Consider the following 19,065-nt stretch of genomic DNA (forward strand, 5'->3'; position numbering starts at 1 on the left):
CTCAAAGCGGCAGTATTCTCTACCCGAATGTTCGATGCAAGTTATATGGCTGACAGGTACCCGAGAGGCTGGTTATCGAGGCTCCGGCAGCCGCCGATGGCTGTCTTCCAGACACAGAATCTGATTCCGGATAATGAAATAAGACAGGGTCATGAGAAATAATCATGCCGATTATCTCTATATCGATACTGCCGGGGTTGTATCTGCTGATTTTCGCTATATCTTTAATCGTGTTGTACTCATTGCTTCTGGAGCAATTTGAGATACAATTAGCTTGGCTTTAAGTTATGTCTTATATTTATGTCTTGCGTTTCGAAGTTCCATAGTTGTAGATCTTCCTGATAAATCATAAGTAGTAGCGACACTTTCAGCTAAGCGGTCATGTTGTGTGACCACCCTATTTTTGTTCAATTTCAGGAATTGATTATGTCTGCTTCTACCGGAACAGTTAAGTGGTTCAATGAATCCAAAGGTTACGGCTTCATCAGCCAGGACTCTGGTCCAGACGTGTTTGCTCACTTCAGAGCAATCGTTGGTACTGGCTTCAAAACCCTGGTTGAAGGCCAGCGCGTTAAGTTTGAAGTAACTCAGGGCGCCAAAGGCCCTCAGGCTGAGAACATCGAAGTAATCGACTGATTACTCTTCACGCCCCCTTCGGGCAGTGAATAAAAGCAGCGCTTTGCGCTGCTTTTTGCGTTTATGCGATTTCTTTAATGATTCTGGCCACCAGCATCACCAGAACCAGGATAATGGCTATTTTCGACAGTTTTGACTGCTTTTCCCGGCTCATGGGTTTGCCAAACCGCTCCGTCGCCATCACTACCACAGCCAGTGCAACAAAGAGTAGAAACAGTATCTTCAATAATTCCATGGTTATCTTTCGCTGGGGTTGTTGAGTTCGTCTGCCTGCCTGATGGTCTGGTAACCTCCCCAGACTCTGGTCACAGTAGTCAGGATACAGAGTGCAGCAAAAATTGCAGCCAGAATCGGGAAATACTGGGGAAACAGGCAAAAGAGCACAAAAATGGCAATGGTTTCCGTGCCTTCCGCCAGTCCATTCAGATAATAGAAGGACTTGTTGCTGAAGTTGGGGTCTGAGAGACCTTTCTTTTGAGCCATAATCGCATAAGCCAGAAAGCTGGAACCGGTTCCCATAAAGGTGAAGATCAGCAAGCTGGCCATCAGGGCATTTTTTTCCGGATCAGCCAGGGCAAAACCAAGCACCACGGCAGCGTAAAAGATGAAGTCCAGGGTGATGTCCAGATAGCCGCCAGCATCGGAGCTGCGGGTTATTCTGGCCAGCGCGCCATCCAGCCCATCCATCAGCCGGTTAACGAGAATAGCCGCCAGAGCTGGCAAATAGAGCCCAAATGCCAGTAAAGGTACCACTGTTAATCCGATCAGGAAGCCAGTCAGGGTGATCTGGTCAGCCCGAACACCCATTTTTTTCAGTGGGCGGGCAAGCAGGTTCAGAGGTGATCTGATCCATAAAGAAGTCCAACGATCAAGCATCAGGGTATCGGGCAGTCTGTGGTCACGGCTGGCTATCATACCCTGATCGTGTCACAGGAGTCGAAACCTCGCTGTTTTGCGTCGCCCCAGTGGCGGTTTGTGATGGTGAAAGGGCTTGTGTATAGTCCAGCAGATTTTATCGGGATAAATAATATGCCAGATCCTTTTGCTATTTTTCAGAGAGTCAAGCCACCGGGTAGTATGAAGGTGGTGCGTTATGACCCTGCCAGAGAGCTTAAGGTCAGGCTTTTTGTTGTACTGGTTTTTGTCCTGGTTGCTGCTCTTTCCTATTGTGTTGGAGGTTACTTTGCTAATACCGAGCCCGCCAAACTCAGTCAGGAGAATTCTGAGCTAAAAATTCAGGTGCAGACTCTGGAGAAAGAAACAGAGTCGCTCAAGCAGAAACTGGTCATTCTGGGAAGGACCAGCAAGGTGGATCGCGAAGCCCTAAACAGCGTTCGCAGTATTATCAGGGACTTGGAAGATGAAAAAGCACTGCTGAGTAAGGATCTGGCGTTTTACAAGAATATTCTTGCTCCTGAAGACAGTACTGAGGGGGTCAGGCTCCACGCATTTGATCTGCTGCAGGGCAAAGGGACAAACCAGTATCGCTTCAGAATGGTGATCTCTCAGGTAGCCAGGGAAAACGTGTTTCTTAAAGGTACTTTAAGTGTCACCATCAAGGGAGTCAAAGATGGCAAGAAAGCATCTTTATCCCTACTGGAGCTGGCCGGACTGGAAAAATCACAGGCACTTGGATTTCGGTATTTTCAGGCTTTCCCGGAAAATCGTGATTATATCAACCTGACGCTTCCAGATGGTTTTAAACCAGAGAAAATATTGGTTAGCATCCAGATTAAAAGCGGTGCTGCACGCAGCCTGACCACTGTTGTGGACTGGCAGGAGAAGCTGGAAACCGATGCAAAAAACGAGTTGACCAACAAGGATTAAGCGTTTCCCAGTAGTTGACTGCTTTACTGGGTTACTTGGATAATGGGCGCAACCTATTATTACAGACATACAGACAGAGCCCCAAAAGAGCAGGACTTTGAGAGTAGCAGCGTCGTTGCCTGCGGCAATCAGGTAACGCGGGAGGATAAATGAGCGCAGTAGTTAAAACGGTAATACCAGACCCAATTGAGCTGACGGACAATGCCGCAGATAAAGTCAAACAGCTTATGGAAGATGAAGACAACAAATCCCTGAGGCTCCGGGTCTATGTAACCGGTGGTGGGTGTTCAGGATTTCAGTACGGCTTCAAGTTTGATGACCAGGTGGCGGACGACGATACTCTGGTTAAAAAGCAGGGCGCTGAAATGGTGGTGGATTCACTGAGCTACCAATATCTGGTAGGTGCTGAAGTAGATTACGAGGAAGGGCTGGAAGGCTCCAGGTTTCTCGTAAAAAATCCCAATGCAACCGCTACCTGTGGGTGTGGTTCTTCTTTCTCTGTCTGACTATTATACTGATAGAAACATCAATACAGACATGGATGGTGCGTGATGGCAGGAGTCACAGGTCCTCAGGGAAGCAATGGACCCTTATATGCAGCTTCAGCGGTTAAGGAGAACTTGAAGAGTTCTATCAAGGCACTACTGGGAGGCATACTGAGAAAAATCAGAAAAGTAGACTCCCAACAAAGCCTTCCTTCCCTGAAGACCGAGCAGACGAAAAGTAAACGCCCCCTCCCCCAGCCTCCAACAGACCTTAAGTCGAGAGCAGCAATAAAAGCGGAAAGCAAGAGCTTCATTCCGGTGCCTCCCCAGAAAGGTCGACCCGTTTCAGCACCCACTCCAAAGCCAAGATCGCCGAAGATGCCCCATCAACAACAGAGTGAAAAACAGGCACCGCCAGTGGCACCCAGAAGAAGTAAGTCAGAACCCAAAAAAAACGAAACGCCAGTCCCGACTCCTCGAACGCGAAGAAAAAACAGGGATGCCCTCAACCAGTCCCTGGATCAAGGGATCCCTCCCAAGGCAAAGCCACGTAAACAGACAAAACCGGAACAGACCAATATTTATGATGTACCCAGCAATCTGAAAAAAGTACCCGTGTATGATGTGCCCGGTAATTTAAAAAAAGTCCCCATCTATGATGTGCCCCCCCATCGAAATAAAAGTACTGACTATGATGTTCCCAAAAATCTGAATGTTAAATCATCACCCCTGCCTTCGAGCCCATCAGAAAAAGAGGGTTCAAATTCCATAGATCCATCTACGGAGGAAAATATATATCAATCAATAGATGATATGGATTTTGAGCTGGAGATGCTTGAAATGATGCTGGAGTCGAAAGAGGATTCGCAACATCTCGATGATGCTTCCAACTTTATGTCATTGTACGAAGGTATTATTCGACTTGAGTTTGAGATGTCTGACCTGATTAAAATCTTCCAAGATCAAAGGCCCTCAAAGTCAAACACACTGGAGTGGGCTGCCCACATGAAACAGGAAAAATTACTGATGAAGCAACAATCAGAGAACCATGGCTTTGATAAGTTGAAAAAATCTATCGAGCCTTTGGTGGCTAAGGGCTTAACCACTGCTCAAGAAAGGGACAAGGTAAGCAGTAGAGTTGATAAACTCAACGAAGCACTCACTCCGGCACTCACCGCCAAATACGGTGCCGATGGCGCCAAACAACGACTGTTGAAAGCTCCGAAAGGTTAACAAACACCCGGTATTGCTTCAGTCCTGACTCCGTTTCAGGCGGTTTCAGAATACCGCCCCCGCTCTCAGGCCGGAAAAATAGCCCCAAGAATCCGCTCACCAGCAGCCCCCGTCACAGCAGGAAGATTGCCAGGCTTTCCTGCCAGTGTTTGTCTGGCCAGCCAGGCGAAGGCAACTGCTTCTACCCACTCAGGTGCTATGCCAAGGGAGGCGGTGGTGGCAACGGACATCGGCTCCAGCTCCTTTTCAATAAGCGTCATCAGGTGCGTATTACTGGCTCCCCCACCACACACCAGTACTTCTTTAGCCGATGGCGCGTATTGACAGATATCCAGGGCAATGGTTTTTGCCGTCAGCAACGTGAGTGTGGCAGCAACATCTTCAGGTTGCAGGCCGGGAAATGCTCCCAGCTGAGACGCCAGCCAGCCCGGATTGAAGCGTTCCCGACCGGTGCTCTTGGGTGGCGCTTCAGAAAAGTAGCTGTCACTCAACATGGCATTGAGCAGTTGATCATCCACGGTTCCCGATGCGGCCCATTGGCCACCGGCATCAAAGGGTTGGTTGAGGTGTTGCTGGCACCAATAATCCATCAGAACGTTGCCCGGGCCGGTGTCAAAGCCGGTGACAAGCTTCTCAGGGTCTGCCGGTAACAAACTGATATTGGACATTCCGCCAATATTCAATATGACCCTGTCTAATTCGGGATGACTAAAAACAGCCTGGTGAAAGGCCGGAACCAGAGGGGCTCCCTGGCCACCTGCCGCAACATCCCGACGTCTGAAGTCGGCAACCACAGTAATACCTGACCGTTCAGCAATCAGGCCAGGGTCACCAATCTGCAGAGTGAAACCTTTTTCCGGACGATGGCGGATGGTTTGTCCATGGCTGCCGATGGCAGCAACCTGATCCCGATCAAAGTGGGCCTGCTCTAGCAGCTGCCTGACGGCATCAGCCGATTCCCGGGCAAAAGCAGGTTCTGCAATCGCCATTCGTTCAATTTCATCGGGGCCTGGTAGTGTCAGGGCAAGAAGCTGCTCCCTGAGCTTCTCAGGGAGAGAATGTGAAAGAGACTGTAGCAGTCGACAGTTTCCCGGTGGTGAGTGTTTGGAACGCTGGTCATCAAATTCAACCAGAACGGCATCAATGGCATCAAGGCTGGTGCCTGACATCAGGCCAATAAAGTATTCAGGCATATCCCCGGTATTCCATCATGCCCCTTTCGAAGAAGGGGCCCATTGTCGTTATTCCGACTCGTTCTCGTTTCTGGCCAACAGGGTTGAGCTTTGTTTTTCCAGTTGAGCCACGATTTTGTCAGCGAATGCCATAAAACGTGCTTTTTCCGATTTGGGAATCGGTGAGGCATCAGGCAGTTTCACGGTAACCGGGTTTCTGTGAACACCATTGACCCTGAACTCGTAATGAAGGTGTGGGCCTGTTGCCCAGCCAGTCTGGCCCACATAACCAATCGTCTGCCCCTGTTTCACCGAACTACCTTTCTTGAGTTTTTTATTCACGCGGCTCTGGTGGGCGTAAACGGTCACAATATTATTGGGGTGCTGGATATAGACAACATTGCCAAAACCATTCTGCCAGCCAATAAAGTGGATTCTACCGTCTCCAGCCGCCTTGATGGGCGTACCCGTAGGGGCGGCATAGTCGGTGCCATTATGGGGGCGCTTGGTTTTAAAAATCGGATGAAGGCGATCAGGGTTGAAGCTTGAGCTGATCCGGGTGAAGTTGACCGGCGTACGCAGGAACGCCTTTTTCATGCTCTTGCCATCCGGTGAATAGTAGTTGGTATCACCCTGGCTGTCCGTGTAGCGAAGGGCGGTAAAGGCTTCATCCTGATTAACAAACGTCGCTGCCAGTATATTGCCATCACCCAGCTTTTCATTATTCAGATATTTCTCTTCGTACATCAGGGTGAAACTGTCACCGCTGCGAATATCCAGTGCAAAATCAATGTCCCAGGCAAAAAGGCCCGCCAGCTCCATGGTCATTTTTTCGCTCAGGCCAGCATTCTGACTGGCCAGGAAGAGAGAGTTTTTGATGGAAGCTTCGGCAAAGGCAATACGAATTTCAGGTTCAAGGGCGACCTTTTTAGCAACGTAGCTACCCGCTTTTCTTTCATAGACGATACTTTCAAGCTTGTTCTGGACATAGCGCAGCTGAGTCAGGACGCCTTTGCTGTTAACACGATATTCAAACGTCTGTCCGGGGCGGATATCGGTCAGGCTTTTGCCCAGTTTTGGGGTTTTGGAGACTTCATAGACAACCCTGGCACTTAAGCCCATATCATCAAACAGGGTTGAGAGATTATCGCCGGACTCGATAGTGATACTTTTCAAGGGCCCCAGGGCCGCTTCTTCAGCCGCTTCTTCAGCCGCTAAACGCTCCGCTTTTTCTCTGGCCAGACGTTGGGCTTCTGTTTCTACAGGAGCAACCTTAACTTCGGAAGCCAATTCGTTCAGCGTTTCTTTAGGGGATTCGGGTTGAAACTCATCAATGAGCAGCTCGGTTTCAGAGCGTTTGGCTTCAACTTGTGGGGAGGGCAACAGGCCAATGATGGTGATCACTGCAACAGCAACACCGGTTACCAATAACAGATGTCTTTTGGGAAAACTCTTGATGCCACCGGGTTGCTTGCGCGTGGCACCTCTGGGAGAAAACTTAGTCATTGCACGTTTTACTGTCGAAATACCGCTATGAGTGTCTGCTACTAGTGTCTGCTACTATAGTGACACCTTCTCTATGGTTCAGATCAGACGCTATCTTTTATAGCTCGTAGCTGTTGGGTTAAAGTTTTGTGACGTATATATGAATTATATCTCTAAACGCTACATAATGAATTGATTTAAAGCTATAAACGGTTTGTAAATATTTCGTTCACCAGTGACGAAAAATCGACGCTGGGGCTCAGCTCAATCACGTCGACCGTACTGTATTACATTCATCGTTGAAAGTCCGCTATCGGTGCCATTCTCTTTGTGGCTTTTTCTGACACAGGGTAAGGAAAGCCATTTTCCCGGCTTTGTTCTGAAGCGGTTTTATTGTACTTTTACCCGCTAAATTCAGTCCGGCTGCTTCGGCAGTGTTTAAATCATGAGACTGGTTGTCCCAGTCTCGCAGACCTCACAGCAGGGTAGAGAAATGTCTGAGAGTCAAAATCCGCTTCTAAAAGATCTGCAGGCCCGCCAGCTTATCGCGCAAACCACTGCCGTGGAAGAGCTGGACGCTCACCTGAGTGAGCAGCCAAGAGTTCTTTATTGCGGCTTCGATCCGACCGCAGACAGCCTGCACCTGGGGCACCTGGTGCCTCTTCTGGTCCTGAAGCGTTTCCAGATGGCAGGACACAAACCTATCGCTCTGGTGGGTGGCGCTACCGGCCTGATCGGGGACCCCAGTTTCAAAGCGGCTGAACGGCAGCTCAACACACCTGACGTTGTGGCAGGCTGGGTCGACAAAATTAAAGGGCAGGTCAGTCAGTTTATAGACTTTGACTGCGGTGAGAATGCCGCACTGGTTGTCAACAATCTGGAATGGACCGGCGAGATGACCGCCCTGGATTTTCTGCGTGATATCGGCAAACATTTTTCCGTCAACGCCATGATCAACAAGGAATCCGTTCAACAGCGGCTGAATCGGGAAGGTGCCGGTATCTCTTTCACCGAGTTTTCCTATGCCCTGCTTCAGGGAATGGATTTCGCTGAGCTGAACCGTCGTTATGACTGTACGCTTCAGGTCGGTGGCAGTGATCAGTGGGGTAACATTGTCGGCGGTATTGATCTGTCCCGTCGTCAGAATCAGGCCAGGACTTTTGGCCTGACCGTGCCTCTGATCACTAAGTCCGACGGCACCAAGTTTGGTAAAACCGAAGGCGGTGCAGTCTGGCTGGACCCAGCCAAGACGTCTCAGTACGCTTTTTACCAATTCTGGATCAATACGGCGGATGCTGACGTATACCGCTTTATGAACTTTTTCACTTTCCTGCCACAGCAAGAGATTGAAGCCATCAGGCAGGAAGACGAAGCCCGCGAAGGCCGTCCACAGGCGCAGCAGGTTCTTGCTAAAGAAGTCACCCGTCTGGTGCATGGTGAAGAAGGCCTGCTGGCAGCAGAGCGCATTACTGAAGCTTTGTTCTCAGGAGAGATTAACCGTTTGTCCGAAACCGATCTTGAGCAACTGAAACTGGATGGGCTGCCCAGTGCCACCATCCAGCGCGATAAGCTGGAAGGCAACCCCATGACTCAATTATTCGCAGAAGTGGGCATGGTGAAAACTGGTAAGCAGGTAAAAGATGCCCTGGGGCGTAACGCAGTATTCTTCAATGGTACCGCCCGTGGCGCAGCCGACAACATGAACTTGCCTGAGTGCTTTGCCGAAGAAAATGCCATGTACAGTCGTTTCTTTCTGGTGAAACTGGGCAAGAAAAACCACTTCCTGTTTGAAGTAATCTAAGTACTCAATGGTGGGAGGCTCTGTTGATTTCAGAGCCTTCTGTGTTTTGATCTGGAGTCATTTTTGCCTCACGCTTCAGTCTCCTCACCCTGGAATTCTCCATGCATCCTCAAGCCGGTAAAGTCGCCACAGACGACATGCTGACCAATATTCCCCGTCTGGTCAGCGATTATTTCACTATTCAACCCGATCCGTTGAATCCCTCACAGCGAGTCCAGTTTGGTACTTCAGGACACCGGGGGACTTCTATTAAGGCCACTTTCAACGAAGCCCATATCCTTGCTATCACGCAGGCTATCTGCGCATACCGTCGCGAACATAACATTACCGGGCCTATGTTTGTTGGCATGGATACCCATGCCCTGTCAGAACCTGCGTTGATCAGTACCGTTCAGGTACTGGCCGCCAACGGTGTCAAGGTTCGCATTCAGGAAGGCAGAGGTTATACACCGACGCCTGTGATTTCCCATGCCATCGTCTCCTATAACCGGAACCACCAGGACAGGGCGGATGGTATTGTCATAACACCTTCCCATAATCCACCTGAGGACGGTGGTTTCAAATACAACCCTCCCCACGGAGGTCCAGCCGGAGCTAAAGTAACCCATTGGGTTCAGGATCAGGCCAACCAATTGATTGCCCAGGGTCTGAAAGGTGTTAAACAGTTCTCATTCAGTGAGGCAATGGCATCCGGTTTTATCACTGAATACGATTACGTCACGCCTTATGTTGATGATCTGGAAAATGTCATTGATATGGAGGCTATTGGCAAGGCAGGGATCAAGATAGGGGTCGACCCCCTGGGTGGTTCCGGCCTTCATTACTGGGAGCCCATTGCCAGACGTTACGGGCTCGATATTGAACTGGTCAACAAGAAGGTTGATCCTACTTTCTCCTTTATGCACGTCGACAAAGACGGCAAGATCCGTATGGATTGTTCTTCTGCCTGCTCCATGGCCGGTCTGATCGAACTGAAAGATCGGTTTGATGTTGCGGTTGGTAACGATCCTGATTTTGACCGCCACGGTATCGTGACTCGTCAACATGGTTTGCTGAACCCTAATCATTATCTGGCGGTGGCGATCAATTACCTGTACCAGCACCGCAAGCACTGGCCACCCCATGCCAAAATTGGCAAGACGCTGGTATCCAGCGCCATGATTGATCATGTCGCAAAAGGGTTGGGCCGGGAAGTGGCTGAAGTGCCGGTCGGATTCAAATGGTTTGTCGATGGCCTGGCTTCAGGTGAGCTGGCCTTTGGTGGGGAAGAAAGTGCCGGGGCCGCTTTCCTGCGCCGTGATGGAACGACCTGGTGTACAGACAAAGACGGCTTCATCATGGCGCTTCTTGCCGCTGAAATCATTGCGGTGACAGGCAAAGATCCGGGTGAGCATTACCAGGAAATGACCAAAAAGTATGGCGCCCCGGTTTATGAGCGATTGCAGGCTCCGGCCTCTGATGAGCAGAAGAAAGTTCTGTCGGCCATGAGTCCTGCCATGGTTAAAGCCAACGCTCTGGCGGGTGATCCCATTATTGCCAAATTAACCCACGCTCCGGCAAACGGTGCCGCTATCGGTGGCCTCAAGGTCGTTACTGAAAAAGGCTGGTTTGCCGCCAGACCGTCTGGCACTGAAGCGGTTTATAAAATCTATACCGAAAGTTTTGTTGGCTCTGACCACCTCAGGCAAATTCAGGAAGAAGCGAAAGCGATGGTTTCTGAGGTTTTTGCTGCCAGTTAGTCCGCTTAAACCAGTACGTCACTTCAAACTCATTGAAGTGACGTACTGGTTTGTTGGGTGAGATCGGGATAGGGCGTAGCCTCACAGCTACGCTCCTCCCACAACACCCAGCATACGGGTCCGTACTGGGCGTTTCGGTCAGTTAAGCAGCCAATAATCTAATCAAACCTAATTCATCGAACCAACTATTCGGCAATGCTAAGTGCAGCGCAGGACTCCGGCTTATCCGCCAGTACCCTTTGCTCGATCCTACTGTCTGCCTCGTCAGCTCTTCACTGACTCCTCGCCTTCTTAGCTCCGCATATCGCTTCGGACTTTTCTTCCATTGATACCAGAGCAAACTTCTCAATCGTCGCCTGATCCAGCAGTCAAAGTTTTCAAACTCCGAACGGGTTTCAACTTCTCGAAAGTAGTTCTTCCAGCCCCGTAAATAGCGATTCAGAGACTCCAATCTCTGCTCCAGTGACCGCCCGCCTTTGCGGGTTAGTTGTTTGACCTTGTCCCTGAACCGCTTGCAGGTTTTATCTGCCAGCTTCTTCCTGCCATCTCTGGTAAAGCTGTATCCCAGGAACGCCCGCCTCCATGCCTTGTCAACTGCACTTTTCGCAACGTTGACTTTCAGCTTCAGCTTACTTTCGATGTAACGAGTCAAACTTGCCATCACTCTCTCGCCTGCTTTCTTGCTTCGCACAAACACCCGACAGTCATCAGCGTAACGTACAAATCGTAAATCACGCTTTTCTAACTCTTTATCGAGTTCATCCAGTACGATGTTAGACAACACAGGTGAGAGCGGCCCTCCCTGAGGCACTCCTTCCGTCTGCGGTTTTACCAGCCCGTTCTCCATCACTCCGGACTGTAGGAATCGTCGAATTAAACGTAATACATCCTTGTCATCTGTGTGAACTGCCAGTTTTGCCATCAGTCGATCATGGTTAACCCGATCGAAGAATTTCGACAGGTCAATGTCCACAACCCAGTTATATCCTTCTCGGATATACGACTGAGCCTGATTAATCGCCTGATGAGCTGACCGGTTCGGCCTGAACCCGTAACTGAAAGATGAGAACCTTAGTTCCCACTCGGCCTGCAATACTTGCTGTATCGCTTGCTGCACCATTCGGTCTAAGGCGATTGGTATACCCAACTGCCTTTCTCCTCCGTCCGGTTTGGGAATCAGTACTCGCCTTACGGGAGCAGGACGCCATTCTCCCTGCAAAAGACATTGTCGCAGTTCATGACCATGTTCTTGTAGATGGGTGTACAACCCTTCCACTGTCATACGGTCGATCCCTGCTGCGCCTTTATTGCGTTTAACTCGCTGAAAGGCTCTTGTTAAATTATTGGGGTTGGCGATACGCTCCATCAGTCTAGTACCACCCGCCGGGCTTTCGTAATCCTGTGATACCGACACGACCTCAGCTCTCATAGCCTTGCAGCCTCCGGTTCCGCCGTGACCACTTGGCATGAGTTCCAGTGTTTGCTGGATTTGTCTGCGTCCAGTGTATCGAATAACAGAAACTACTCACCACTCTGTACCGTTCAGGCCTTCACTGACATACGCCAGCTACTATGCCATCTGCTGACTTCTGTGTGGCGGTCAAGTCACCTTACGATGACCTCAGTCCGAAATATCAGACACCACACAGACCTCCCGAGGTAAGTCACACCGCCTTCGCCGCACAACCGCCAGATCTACTGCCTGAATGTCCGGATGAGTATGGACTTCGTCATCATACGCTGACTCGTCCTCACGCAAACAGCCTCATATCTGATTTCTGTTCGTCGGCTCGCGGTTTTGCTCCACACTGCCTTCAGCCTGCACCTCACGATACAAACCTTGTGCTTCACTAGTCCTTCGCCCTCATCTGGCTGGACAGGGGACTTTCACCCCCAAGCTGTGTGACATGCTCGGCACACGTACGCATTCCCACGCTGGAGCGTGGGAACGAGGGGGTGGACGGACATCAGAACTTGGGGGCACTAGTCAAAGCTCATCTCTATTCCCTGTATCTTCTTCATCTTCTTCATCCTCTTCATCTTCTGCATCTTCTGCATCCCTTTCATCCTCTGCACCCTCTGCACCCTCTGAACCCTCTGCACCCTCTGCACCCGCTGAAGTGCCCGCTCTGGCAGCTATTGACTGAACAACCTTGATGACCTCCTGATATTTTTCCAGCAACTGTTCTGTGCTGGCCTCAGGATTGCCTTCAAGCCAGGAAATGGACTCTTCAATGGTATTAGTCAGAAGACTCTTGTCTTCGGTAGAGAGGTTTTTGACCCAGCCTTTACTGTCATCCTCTAATTGAGCGCGTTGCGAATAAACAAAAGCTTCCAGCTTGTTACGGGCCTCAACTTTTTTCTGTGCCAGCTGATCCTGCTCCGCGAATTTCTCAGCATCCTGAACCATTCTTTCAATGTCCGCTTCGCTCAACCGCCCCGTATCTTTGTTAATAACGATATTGTTACTGCCACTGGACTTTTCTTCGGCTTTCACCGTCAATATGCTGTTCTCGTCTACGGAGAAAGTCACGTCTATCTGAGGGACACCCCTGGGAGCGGGCGGGATACCGGTAAGATCAAAGGTACCCAGCAGATGATTGTCTTTGGTCATGGGGCGCTCCCCTTCGAAGACTTTAATCGTCACCGTCTCCTGTCGATCAGCGGCGGTGCTGAATACCTGCTTTCTCTTAGTGGGGATCACCGTGTTACGGGTCAGTACTTTTGCGAAAACCCCACCCACTGTCTCAATTCCCAGGGAAAGAGGGATGACATCAAGCAGAAGCACATCACTGGTGGACTTATCGCCACTGAGCACAGCCCCCTGAATAGCTGCACCATAGGCAACAGCCTCGTCCGGGTTGATACTATGATTTAACGTTTTGCCATTGAAATACTCACTTAACAGCTGCCGAACTTTTGGGATACGGGTAGAACCTCCAACCAGAATAATCTCATTGATATCCTCGCGCTGAAGATCGGCATCATGCAGAGCCTTCTTTACAGAAGCCAGTGTTTTTCGGAACAGGTCAATATTGATCTCTTCAAACTTCGACCTTGACAGTGACTCGTTGAAGTCCTTTTCATCCGCCAGTGACTCAATTTCAACCCGGGCTTTATGGGATGATGACAAAGCACGCTTGGCCTTCTCCACCTCCCGGCGTAATTTCAGCAGCGCCCGTTTGTTACCCGTCAGGTCAAGACCGTATTTTCGTTTGGCGATTTTTCGAAAGTGCTCAACCAGCCGCTGGTCAAAGTCCTCCCCTCCCAGGTGAGTATCGCCAGCAGTAGACAGTACCTCAAAGACACCGCCATCAATCGTCAGTATTGAAACATCGAAGGTGCCACCACCCAGATCAAACACCAGGACATTTTCTTCACTCTTAAGCCTTGTGTCCAAACCGTAAGCCAGTGCTGCTGCGGTGGGTTCATTGATGATACGCTCAACCGTCAATCCAGCTATCCTGCCAGCATCTTTGGTGGCCTGACGCTGGGCGTCATTGAAATAGGCTGGCACAGTGACAACGGCTCGAGTCACTTTCTCGCCAAGATAATCCTCCGCTATTGCTTTCATTTTACCCAGCACCATGGCGCTCAACTCTTCCGGGGTAAATGAAAAATGTTCCTGAAGGGTCGTCATTTCCACTTTCGGCTGACCGTTAACATTGACAACCTTGAAGGGGAAATACTTCATATCTGACTGTAATTGCGGATCATCAAAGTTACGACCGATAATGCGCTTGACATCAAACACCGTAAGTTCCGGGTTGCTGGTCGCCTGGTTCTTGGCCGCGTCTCCGACAAGGCGCTCATTTTCTGGTGTCCAGCCGACAACGGATGGCGTTATTCTATTGCCCTGATCATTGGCAATAATTTCCGTTCGTCCGGACCGGCGAACCCCAACACAGGAGTAGGTGGTTCCGAGGTCAATACCGATAATGACCCCTTTCTCCTCACTGGCTTCTGCATGGATAGATGTGAATAGTATCAGGACAGGCAATACCAGGGTCTTAACTAATGACAGTTGAATAAAACGCCACTCCAGCATGACCAACACCTTTTTGACCTGTTTAATCAAGGTGATCCGAAAGCTAGGCCACTATCTCCAGATTTTCAAATTCCGGACTTTCAAATAGAAACCGACCCCCCTTATGGATTTCCACGATGCATCCATGCTTCAAGCCCGCTATAATCCCGCAGCTTTCGCCATGAAATACAGGGCAGCCCACAGCCAGCCTGCCCCCTGAACACACTCCCGGTAACGTCACAATGGAACAGATGAGCGAACTGGTACTGATTATGATCAGTGCCATTCTGGTCAACAACTTTGTACTGGTACAGTTTCTGGGCCTCTGTCCATTTATGGGCGTTTCCAACAAACTGGAGTCAGCCATGGGAATGTCGCTGGCCACCACCTTTGTACTGACTCTGGCCTCGATCTGTAGCTACCTGACGTATCAGTACCTGCTGATCCCCCTGGGTCTGGAATTCCTGAAAACCATTGCTTTTATTCTTGTCATCGCGGTGGTGGTTCAGTTTACCGAGATGGTGGTCAGAAAAGTCAGCCCTCTGCTGCACCGTGTGCTTGGCGTATTCCTGCCTCTGATTACCAGTAACTGCGCTGTTCTGGGTGTTGCCCTGCTGAACAGTAATCGCTTAAACAGTTCACTGGTTGATTCTGCTACCTACGGTTTTGGCGCGGCTGCCGGTTTTTCACTGGTGCTGGTTTTGTTCTCAGCCATGCGTGAGCGTATTGCCGCTGCTGATGTTCCCGCTCCTTTCAGGGGGGCCGCCATCGGAATGGTCAGTGCCGGCCTGATGTCACTGGCTTTTATGGGCTTCAGCGGCCTGATCAAGCTGTAGGGGAGATCGCTCAAGGATTATGGAAATCGTCATTTTCGCCATTATTGCCCTGCTTGCCCTGGCCCTTGTTTTTGGTGCCATACTGGGTTTTGCCAGCGTCCGCTTCAAGGTGGAAGGCAATCCGATTGTTGATCAGGTGAATGAATTATTACCCCAGACTCAATGCGGTCAGTGCGGTTTTCCCGGCTGTCGTCCCTACGCAGAAGCGATTGTCAGTGGTGAATCCATCAACCGTTGTCCTCCCGGTGGTCAGTCCACCATCAATGCCCTGGCCGATCTTTTGGATGTAGAGCCTGAGCCATTAGACCAGGAGCACGGTGCCGAAAAACCCCCGATGGTTGCCTACATCCGGGAAGATGAGTGCATTGGTTGCACTAAATGTCTACAGGCTTGCCCGGTCGATGCCATTCTCGGCGCTGCCAAACAAATGCACACGGTAATGAAAGATGAATGCACCGGCTGTGACCTCTGTGTCGAGCCCTGTCCTGTTGACTGCATAGATATGGTCGCCATCGCAACCACCCCCCGTACCTGGAGCTGGACATTGCCCTCCAAGGAAGCAGAACCTGGCCTGATAGCCACTGATATGAGAGGACAAGCGGTATGAACCTGCCTCTCAAAGACATCACTGAGTTCAAACATAGAGTCTGGCCGTTAACGGGTGGTGTGTATCCCGAGGAAAACAAGCACCAGTCCACCAGCACGCCGATCAGGCCAGTGCCAATGCCAGAGCAGTTTATTCTGCCCTTGTCGCAACATGCAGGCGCCCCTGCACGCCCTATTGTTGCTGTTGGCGATACGGTGCTGAAAGGGCAAATGATTGCCAAAGCAACAGGCTTTGTCAGCGTGCCTGTTCACGCTCCCACCTCCGGCACTGTTTCTGCAATCGGCTCAGAAGCGGTGCCCCATCCCTCGGGAATGCACGACCAATGCATTACATTAATTCCTGACGGAAAAGATCAATGGTGTGAGCTCCAGCCTGTCAGGGATTACCCGTCGGTGGCGCCAGCAGAACTGGTTGAACATATCCGCCAGTCGGGCATTGCGGGTATGGGAGGTGCAGGCTTCCCAACGGCGGTGAAAATGTCGCCAAGAAGTCCGGTACACACACTGATTCTTAATGGCGCTGAGTGTGAGCCGTATATTACGGCGGATGACATGCTTATGCGAGAACGTGCCGACGCCATGGTGGCCGGTGCCGAGATTTTGCTACACCTTCTCAAGGCAGAACGCTGCCTGATCGGCATTGAAGACAATAAGCCAGAAGCCATTAAAGCCGTTAAAAACGCCGTCGCCCAGAGCAACAACGGCCACCGGATGAAAGTGATTGTCTTTCCCACCAAATACCCTTCCGGTGGTTCCAAGCAGATGATTCAAATACTGACAGGTCTTGAGGTTCCCTCAGGAAAACTGTCTGCTGACCTGGGCTTCACGGTTCAGAACGTTGGCACAGCAGTGGCCGTCTATGAGGCGGTTCACCATGGCAAACCCCTGATATCCAGAATCACCACCCTGACTGGCGAAGCACTGTCCAGCCCGGGTAATTTTGACGTTCTGATAGGCACACCTGCCAGACACCTGCTCTCCTGTGCAGGGGTCAATAATCAACAACTGGAAACCCTGATTTTGGGTGGCCCAATGATGGGTTTCACACTGGATGAGCTGGACACCCCTGTGACCAAAACCAGCAACTGCCTGATTGCCGGAACCCGGGAGGAGTTTCCTCCGGCAATGCCCGCCCAGGCCTGTATTCGCTGTGGCCTGTGTGCTGAAGCCTGCCCGTCGTCTTTGCTGCCTCAACAACTCTACTGGCACGGGAAGTCAGAAAATCATGAGCAGTTGCAGCATCACAACCTGTTTGACTGTATTGAGTGCGGTGCCTGCTCCTATGTCTGTCCCAGCAGTATTCCACTGGTTCAATACTACCGCGCCTCCAAGAGTGCTATTCGGGCTCAGGAAGCCAAACACGCTAAAGCAGAGCGCTCGAAAGTTCGCTACGAAAACCGTCAGGCTCGTCTGGCACGAGAGCAGGCTGAAAAAGAAGCCAAACGCAAGGCTAATGCCGAACGTGCTGCCAGGTTGAAAGCCGGGAAGGCCGCATCAGGCGATAAGGATTCAGCTGCTGCCCCGGATCCCGTTCAGGCAGCTATCGAAAGGGCCAGGGCCAAGAAAAAAGCGGCTGCGGGCTCAGCCACTGGCAAACCGGCAAAAACAACCCTGTCTGCTGATCAGAAAGAGCTCAAGATCCAATTATCACTGGCCAATGCTCAGTTGAAGAAAACCCGCAGAGCCCTCACCAGGGCTCAAGAGCAGGGAGAAGGCGACATTGACAAGCTAAATGCTGATATCAACATGCTGGAAAATCAGGTAGCCAAACTGCAAAAAGATTTTGACGCTGCGGCGGTTAAAAGCATACAACAGCCGTCGGTAAAAGTAGAAAAATCCCTTGATGACAATGCTGCCAAAAAGCTGAAGATAGAAACGGCTATGGCTAAAGCAGCATTGAAAAAAGCGGAAAGAGCTTTAGCCAAGGCACTTGAAGAAGGCAGCTCGGAAACCCTGAGCCTGAAAGATGCTGTAGACGAGTGTCGTAAAAAGCTCGAACAACTGCAATCTGAAAAGAATCCGGAAGAACTCTGGCAACAGCCGGTTAATGCTCATTTGATCAACAGTCGGAATTTACGATGACCCTGGTAAGGCAGACATCCCCCCATGCCCGCAGCCCCAACAGCACGCAGCAGATCATGAAATGGGTGCTACTGGCAGCCGTGCCGGGTCTGGCCATGCAGACAGTCTTTTTTGGCTGGGGAACATTGATCAACTTGGTCTGGTGTGTACTGATTGCACTGGGCTCAGAAGCTCTGGTACTAAAAATACGACGACGCCCCATTAACTTTTACCTCTCTGACGCTTCCGCCATTGTCACCGCCGTGTTGCTGGCTCTGGCACTGCCTCCTCTCTCACCATGGTGGCTAACCCTGATTGGGACCTCCTTTGCCATTATTATTGGCAAGCAGCTCTATGGCGGGCTGGGTAACAATCCATTCAACCCGGCCATGCTGGGGTATGTACTGCTGCTGATTTCTTTCCCACAGGAAATGACACAATGGTTGCCCCCGGCAGGGACAGAAGGCCACACGGCTGTAAAAAGCTTCAGCGATGCCCTTTGCACCATTTTCCCACTGTTCGGCCAACCCATTAATGTTGACGCCATCAGTATGGCAACGCCGCTGGACATTGTTCGGGAGAATACCTCCCTGACCATGAAAGAGCTTTGGTCAGACAATCCGGCCCTGCAATATTTTGCCGGTCGGGGATGGCTCTGGATCAACCTTGCCTATCTGCTGGGTGGCCTTTTCCTGATCTACAAAAAGGTTTTCACCTGGCACGCGCCTTTAGGCATGTTAGCCGCCATACTGGTGATGTCTACCCTGTTCTGGGGCGGAACCGGATCAGGCAGCCACGGTTCGCCACTGTTTCACCTATTCAGCGGTGCCACCATGCTGGGCGCTTTTTTCATTATTACCGACCCCGTCAGCAGTGCTACCAGTAACAAGGGCAGGCTGATCTTTGGCGCTGGTATCGGGACTCTTGTCTACGTTATTCGTGTCTGGGGTGGCTATCCGGACGCTGTCGCCTTCGCGACACTGTTAATGAATATGGCAGCCCCGATGATTGATTACTACACCCAGCCCAGAACCTATGGTCATAAGAAGCCAAACAAGGGGCTGCCAACAGCCCTGAGCGACAGAAAGCAGCCCTGAGCGACAGAAAGCAGCCCTGAGCGACAAAAAGCAGCCCTGAGTGAATGAGATGCGAAATGA

The 19,065-nt window shown here is 50.7% G+C and carries 16 protein-coding genes; 10 read left to right on the plus strand and 6 right to left on the minus strand.

All coding sequences use genetic code 11. The features are described 5' to 3' along the window. Window positions 1–426: 426 nt before the first annotated feature. The gene (locus tag K7B67_RS16025) at window positions 427–636 is read left to right on the plus strand and encodes a cold-shock protein (RefSeq protein WP_034832746.1); all 210 of its coding nucleotides are present in this window, start codon (window positions 427–429) and stop codon (window positions 634–636) included. 61 nt (window positions 637–697) lie between these two features. Here the strand turns inward: K7B67_RS16025 and K7B67_RS16030 are convergent, their stop codons facing one another. Beyond that, window positions 698–871: a hypothetical protein gene (locus K7B67_RS16030; RefSeq protein ID WP_252176888.1), complete on the minus strand. Its 174-nt coding sequence runs from the start codon at window positions 869–871 to the stop codon at window positions 698–700. A 2-nt stretch (window positions 872–873) separates the two neighbouring features. Further along, entirely contained in the window at window positions 874–1,512 is a 639-nt protein-coding gene (locus tag K7B67_RS16035) for a CDP-alcohol phosphatidyltransferase family protein (protein WP_252180595.1), read from the minus strand. A 153-nt stretch (window positions 1,513–1,665) separates the two neighbouring features. Between K7B67_RS16035 and K7B67_RS16040 the strand changes: the two genes are divergently transcribed. The 3 genes from K7B67_RS16040 (at window position 1,666) to K7B67_RS16050 (ending at window position 4,181) form a co-directional block, all read left to right on the plus strand. Continuing rightward, the gene (locus K7B67_RS16040; protein ID WP_252176889.1) at window positions 1,666–2,463 is read left to right on the plus strand and encodes a DUF6776 family protein; all 798 of its coding nucleotides are present in this window, start codon (window positions 1,666–1,668) and stop codon (window positions 2,461–2,463) included. 149 nt (window positions 2,464–2,612) lie between these two features. Then, on the plus strand, window positions 2,613–2,969 hold the full coding sequence (gene erpA / locus K7B67_RS16045; RefSeq protein ID WP_252176890.1) for an iron-sulfur cluster insertion protein ErpA: 357 nt from the start codon (window positions 2,613–2,615) through the stop codon (window positions 2,967–2,969). A gap of 357 nt (window positions 2,970–3,326) precedes the next feature. Continuing rightward, window positions 3,327–4,181 carry a hypothetical protein gene (locus tag K7B67_RS16050; RefSeq protein ID WP_252176891.1) on the plus strand — a complete coding sequence of 285 codons (855 nt, stop codon included), beginning with the start codon at window positions 3,327–3,329 and terminating at the stop codon, window positions 4,179–4,181. Between the two features lie 65 nt (window positions 4,182–4,246). Here the strand turns inward: K7B67_RS16050 and K7B67_RS16055 are convergent, their stop codons facing one another. Both K7B67_RS16055 and K7B67_RS16060 read right to left on the minus strand, forming a co-directional pair. Beyond that, window positions 4,247–5,374: an anhydro-N-acetylmuramic acid kinase gene (locus tag K7B67_RS16055; RefSeq protein ID WP_252176892.1), complete on the minus strand. Its 1,128-nt coding sequence runs from the start codon at window positions 5,372–5,374 to the stop codon at window positions 4,247–4,249. Window positions 5,375–5,422: 48 nt separating this feature from the next. Further along, window positions 5,423–6,859, minus strand: coding sequence for a peptidoglycan DD-metalloendopeptidase family protein (locus tag K7B67_RS16060; protein ID WP_252176893.1), 1,437 nt, complete (start codon window positions 6,857–6,859; stop codon window positions 5,423–5,425). A gap of 472 nt (window positions 6,860–7,331) precedes the next feature. Between K7B67_RS16060 and tyrS the strand changes: the two genes are divergently transcribed. Together tyrS and pgm are read left to right on the plus strand one after the other, a co-directional pair. Further along, window positions 7,332–8,639, plus strand: coding sequence for a tyrosine--tRNA ligase (gene tyrS / locus K7B67_RS16065; RefSeq protein ID WP_252176894.1), 1,308 nt, complete (start codon window positions 7,332–7,334; stop codon window positions 8,637–8,639). Between the two features lie 101 nt (window positions 8,640–8,740). Further along, entirely contained in the window at window positions 8,741–10,378 is a 1,638-nt protein-coding gene (gene pgm / locus K7B67_RS16070; RefSeq protein WP_252176895.1) for a phosphoglucomutase (alpha-D-glucose-1,6-bisphosphate-dependent), read from the plus strand. A gap of 142 nt (window positions 10,379–10,520) precedes the next feature. Here pgm and ltrA read toward each other — a convergent pair whose 3' ends face one another. Next, complete coding sequence (ltrA, locus tag K7B67_RS16075) at window positions 10,521–11,846, minus strand: group II intron reverse transcriptase/maturase (RefSeq protein WP_252176896.1); 1,326 nt, start codon at window positions 11,844–11,846, stop codon at window positions 10,521–10,523. Window positions 11,847–12,365: 519 nt separating this feature from the next. Beyond that, window positions 12,366–14,426 (minus strand): molecular chaperone DnaK, encoded by a 2,061-nt coding sequence (gene dnaK / locus K7B67_RS16080; protein WP_252176897.1) that lies wholly within the window; start codon window positions 14,424–14,426, stop codon window positions 12,366–12,368. 230 nt (window positions 14,427–14,656) lie between these two features. Here dnaK and rsxA point away from each other — a divergent pair, with 230 nt between their 5' ends. Genes rsxA through rsxD form a run of 4 tightly spaced genes read left to right on the plus strand, consistent with a single transcriptional unit; the run spans window position 14,657 to window position 19,005 of the window. Further along, window positions 14,657–15,241 (plus strand): electron transport complex subunit RsxA, encoded by a 585-nt coding sequence (gene rsxA / locus K7B67_RS16085; RefSeq protein WP_252180596.1) that lies wholly within the window; start codon window positions 14,657–14,659, stop codon window positions 15,239–15,241. A gap of 19 nt (window positions 15,242–15,260) precedes the next feature. Further along, entirely contained in the window at window positions 15,261–15,848 is a 588-nt protein-coding gene (rsxB, locus tag K7B67_RS16090; RefSeq protein ID WP_252176898.1) for an electron transport complex subunit RsxB, read from the plus strand. Then, a complete protein-coding gene (gene rsxC / locus K7B67_RS16095; RefSeq protein WP_252176899.1) occupies window positions 15,845–17,929 on the plus strand; it encodes an electron transport complex subunit RsxC in 2,085 nt (694 codons plus the stop codon). The genes rsxB and rsxC overlap by 4 nt, the downstream gene beginning before the upstream one ends. Further along, entirely contained in the window at window positions 17,926–19,005 is a 1,080-nt protein-coding gene (gene rsxD, locus K7B67_RS16100; RefSeq protein WP_252176900.1) for an electron transport complex subunit RsxD, read from the plus strand. Before rsxC ends, rsxD begins: the two co-directional genes overlap by 4 nt. Window positions 19,006–19,065 lie beyond the last annotated feature (60 nt).

This window comes from Endozoicomonas sp. 4G (genome assembly GCF_023822025.1).
Classification (GTDB): domain Bacteria; phylum Pseudomonadota; class Gammaproteobacteria; order Pseudomonadales; family Endozoicomonadaceae; genus Endozoicomonas_A.

Bases quoted from the DNA above. Each gene is read 5' to 3' on its own strand.
- rsxD (WP_252176900.1), top strand. From the start codon at position 17,926: ATGACCCTGGTAAGGCAGACATCCCCCCATGCCCGCAGCCCCAACAGC.
- dnaK (WP_252176897.1), bottom strand. From the start codon at position 14,426: ATGCTGGAGTGGCGTTTTATTCAACTGTCATTAGTTAAGACCCTGGTA.
- rsxC (WP_252176899.1), top strand. From the start codon at position 15,845: ATGAACCTGCCTCTCAAAGACATCACTGAGTTCAAACATAGAGTCTGG.
- rsxB (WP_252176898.1), top strand. From the start codon at position 15,261: ATGGAAATCGTCATTTTCGCCATTATTGCCCTGCTTGCCCTGGCCCTT.
- K7B67_RS16060 (WP_252176893.1), bottom strand. From the start codon at position 6,859: ATGACTAAGTTTTCTCCCAGAGGTGCCACGCGCAAGCAACCCGGTGGC.
- erpA (WP_252176890.1), top strand. From the start codon at position 2,613: ATGAGCGCAGTAGTTAAAACGGTAATACCAGACCCAATTGAGCTGACG.
- K7B67_RS16050 (WP_252176891.1), top strand. From the start codon at position 3,327: ATGCCCCATCAACAACAGAGTGAAAAACAGGCACCGCCAGTGGCACCC.
- tyrS (WP_252176894.1), top strand. From the start codon at position 7,332: ATGTCTGAGAGTCAAAATCCGCTTCTAAAAGATCTGCAGGCCCGCCAG.
- rsxA (WP_252180596.1), top strand. From the start codon at position 14,657: ATGAGCGAACTGGTACTGATTATGATCAGTGCCATTCTGGTCAACAAC.
- pgm (WP_252176895.1), top strand. From the start codon at position 8,741: ATGCATCCTCAAGCCGGTAAAGTCGCCACAGACGACATGCTGACCAAT.
- K7B67_RS16040 (WP_252176889.1), top strand. From the start codon at position 1,666: ATGCCAGATCCTTTTGCTATTTTTCAGAGAGTCAAGCCACCGGGTAGT.
- K7B67_RS16035 (WP_252180595.1), bottom strand. From the start codon at position 1,512: ATGCTTGATCGTTGGACTTCTTTATGGATCAGATCACCTCTGAACCTG.
- K7B67_RS16055 (WP_252176892.1), bottom strand. From the start codon at position 5,374: ATGCCTGAATACTTTATTGGCCTGATGTCAGGCACCAGCCTTGATGCC.
- K7B67_RS16030 (WP_252176888.1), bottom strand. From the start codon at position 871: ATGGAATTATTGAAGATACTGTTTCTACTCTTTGTTGCACTGGCTGTG.
- K7B67_RS16025 (WP_034832746.1), top strand. From the start codon at position 427: ATGTCTGCTTCTACCGGAACAGTTAAGTGGTTCAATGAATCCAAAGGT.
- ltrA (WP_252176896.1), bottom strand. From the start codon at position 11,846: ATGCCAAGTGGTCACGGCGGAACCGGAGGCTGCAAGGCTATGAGAGCT.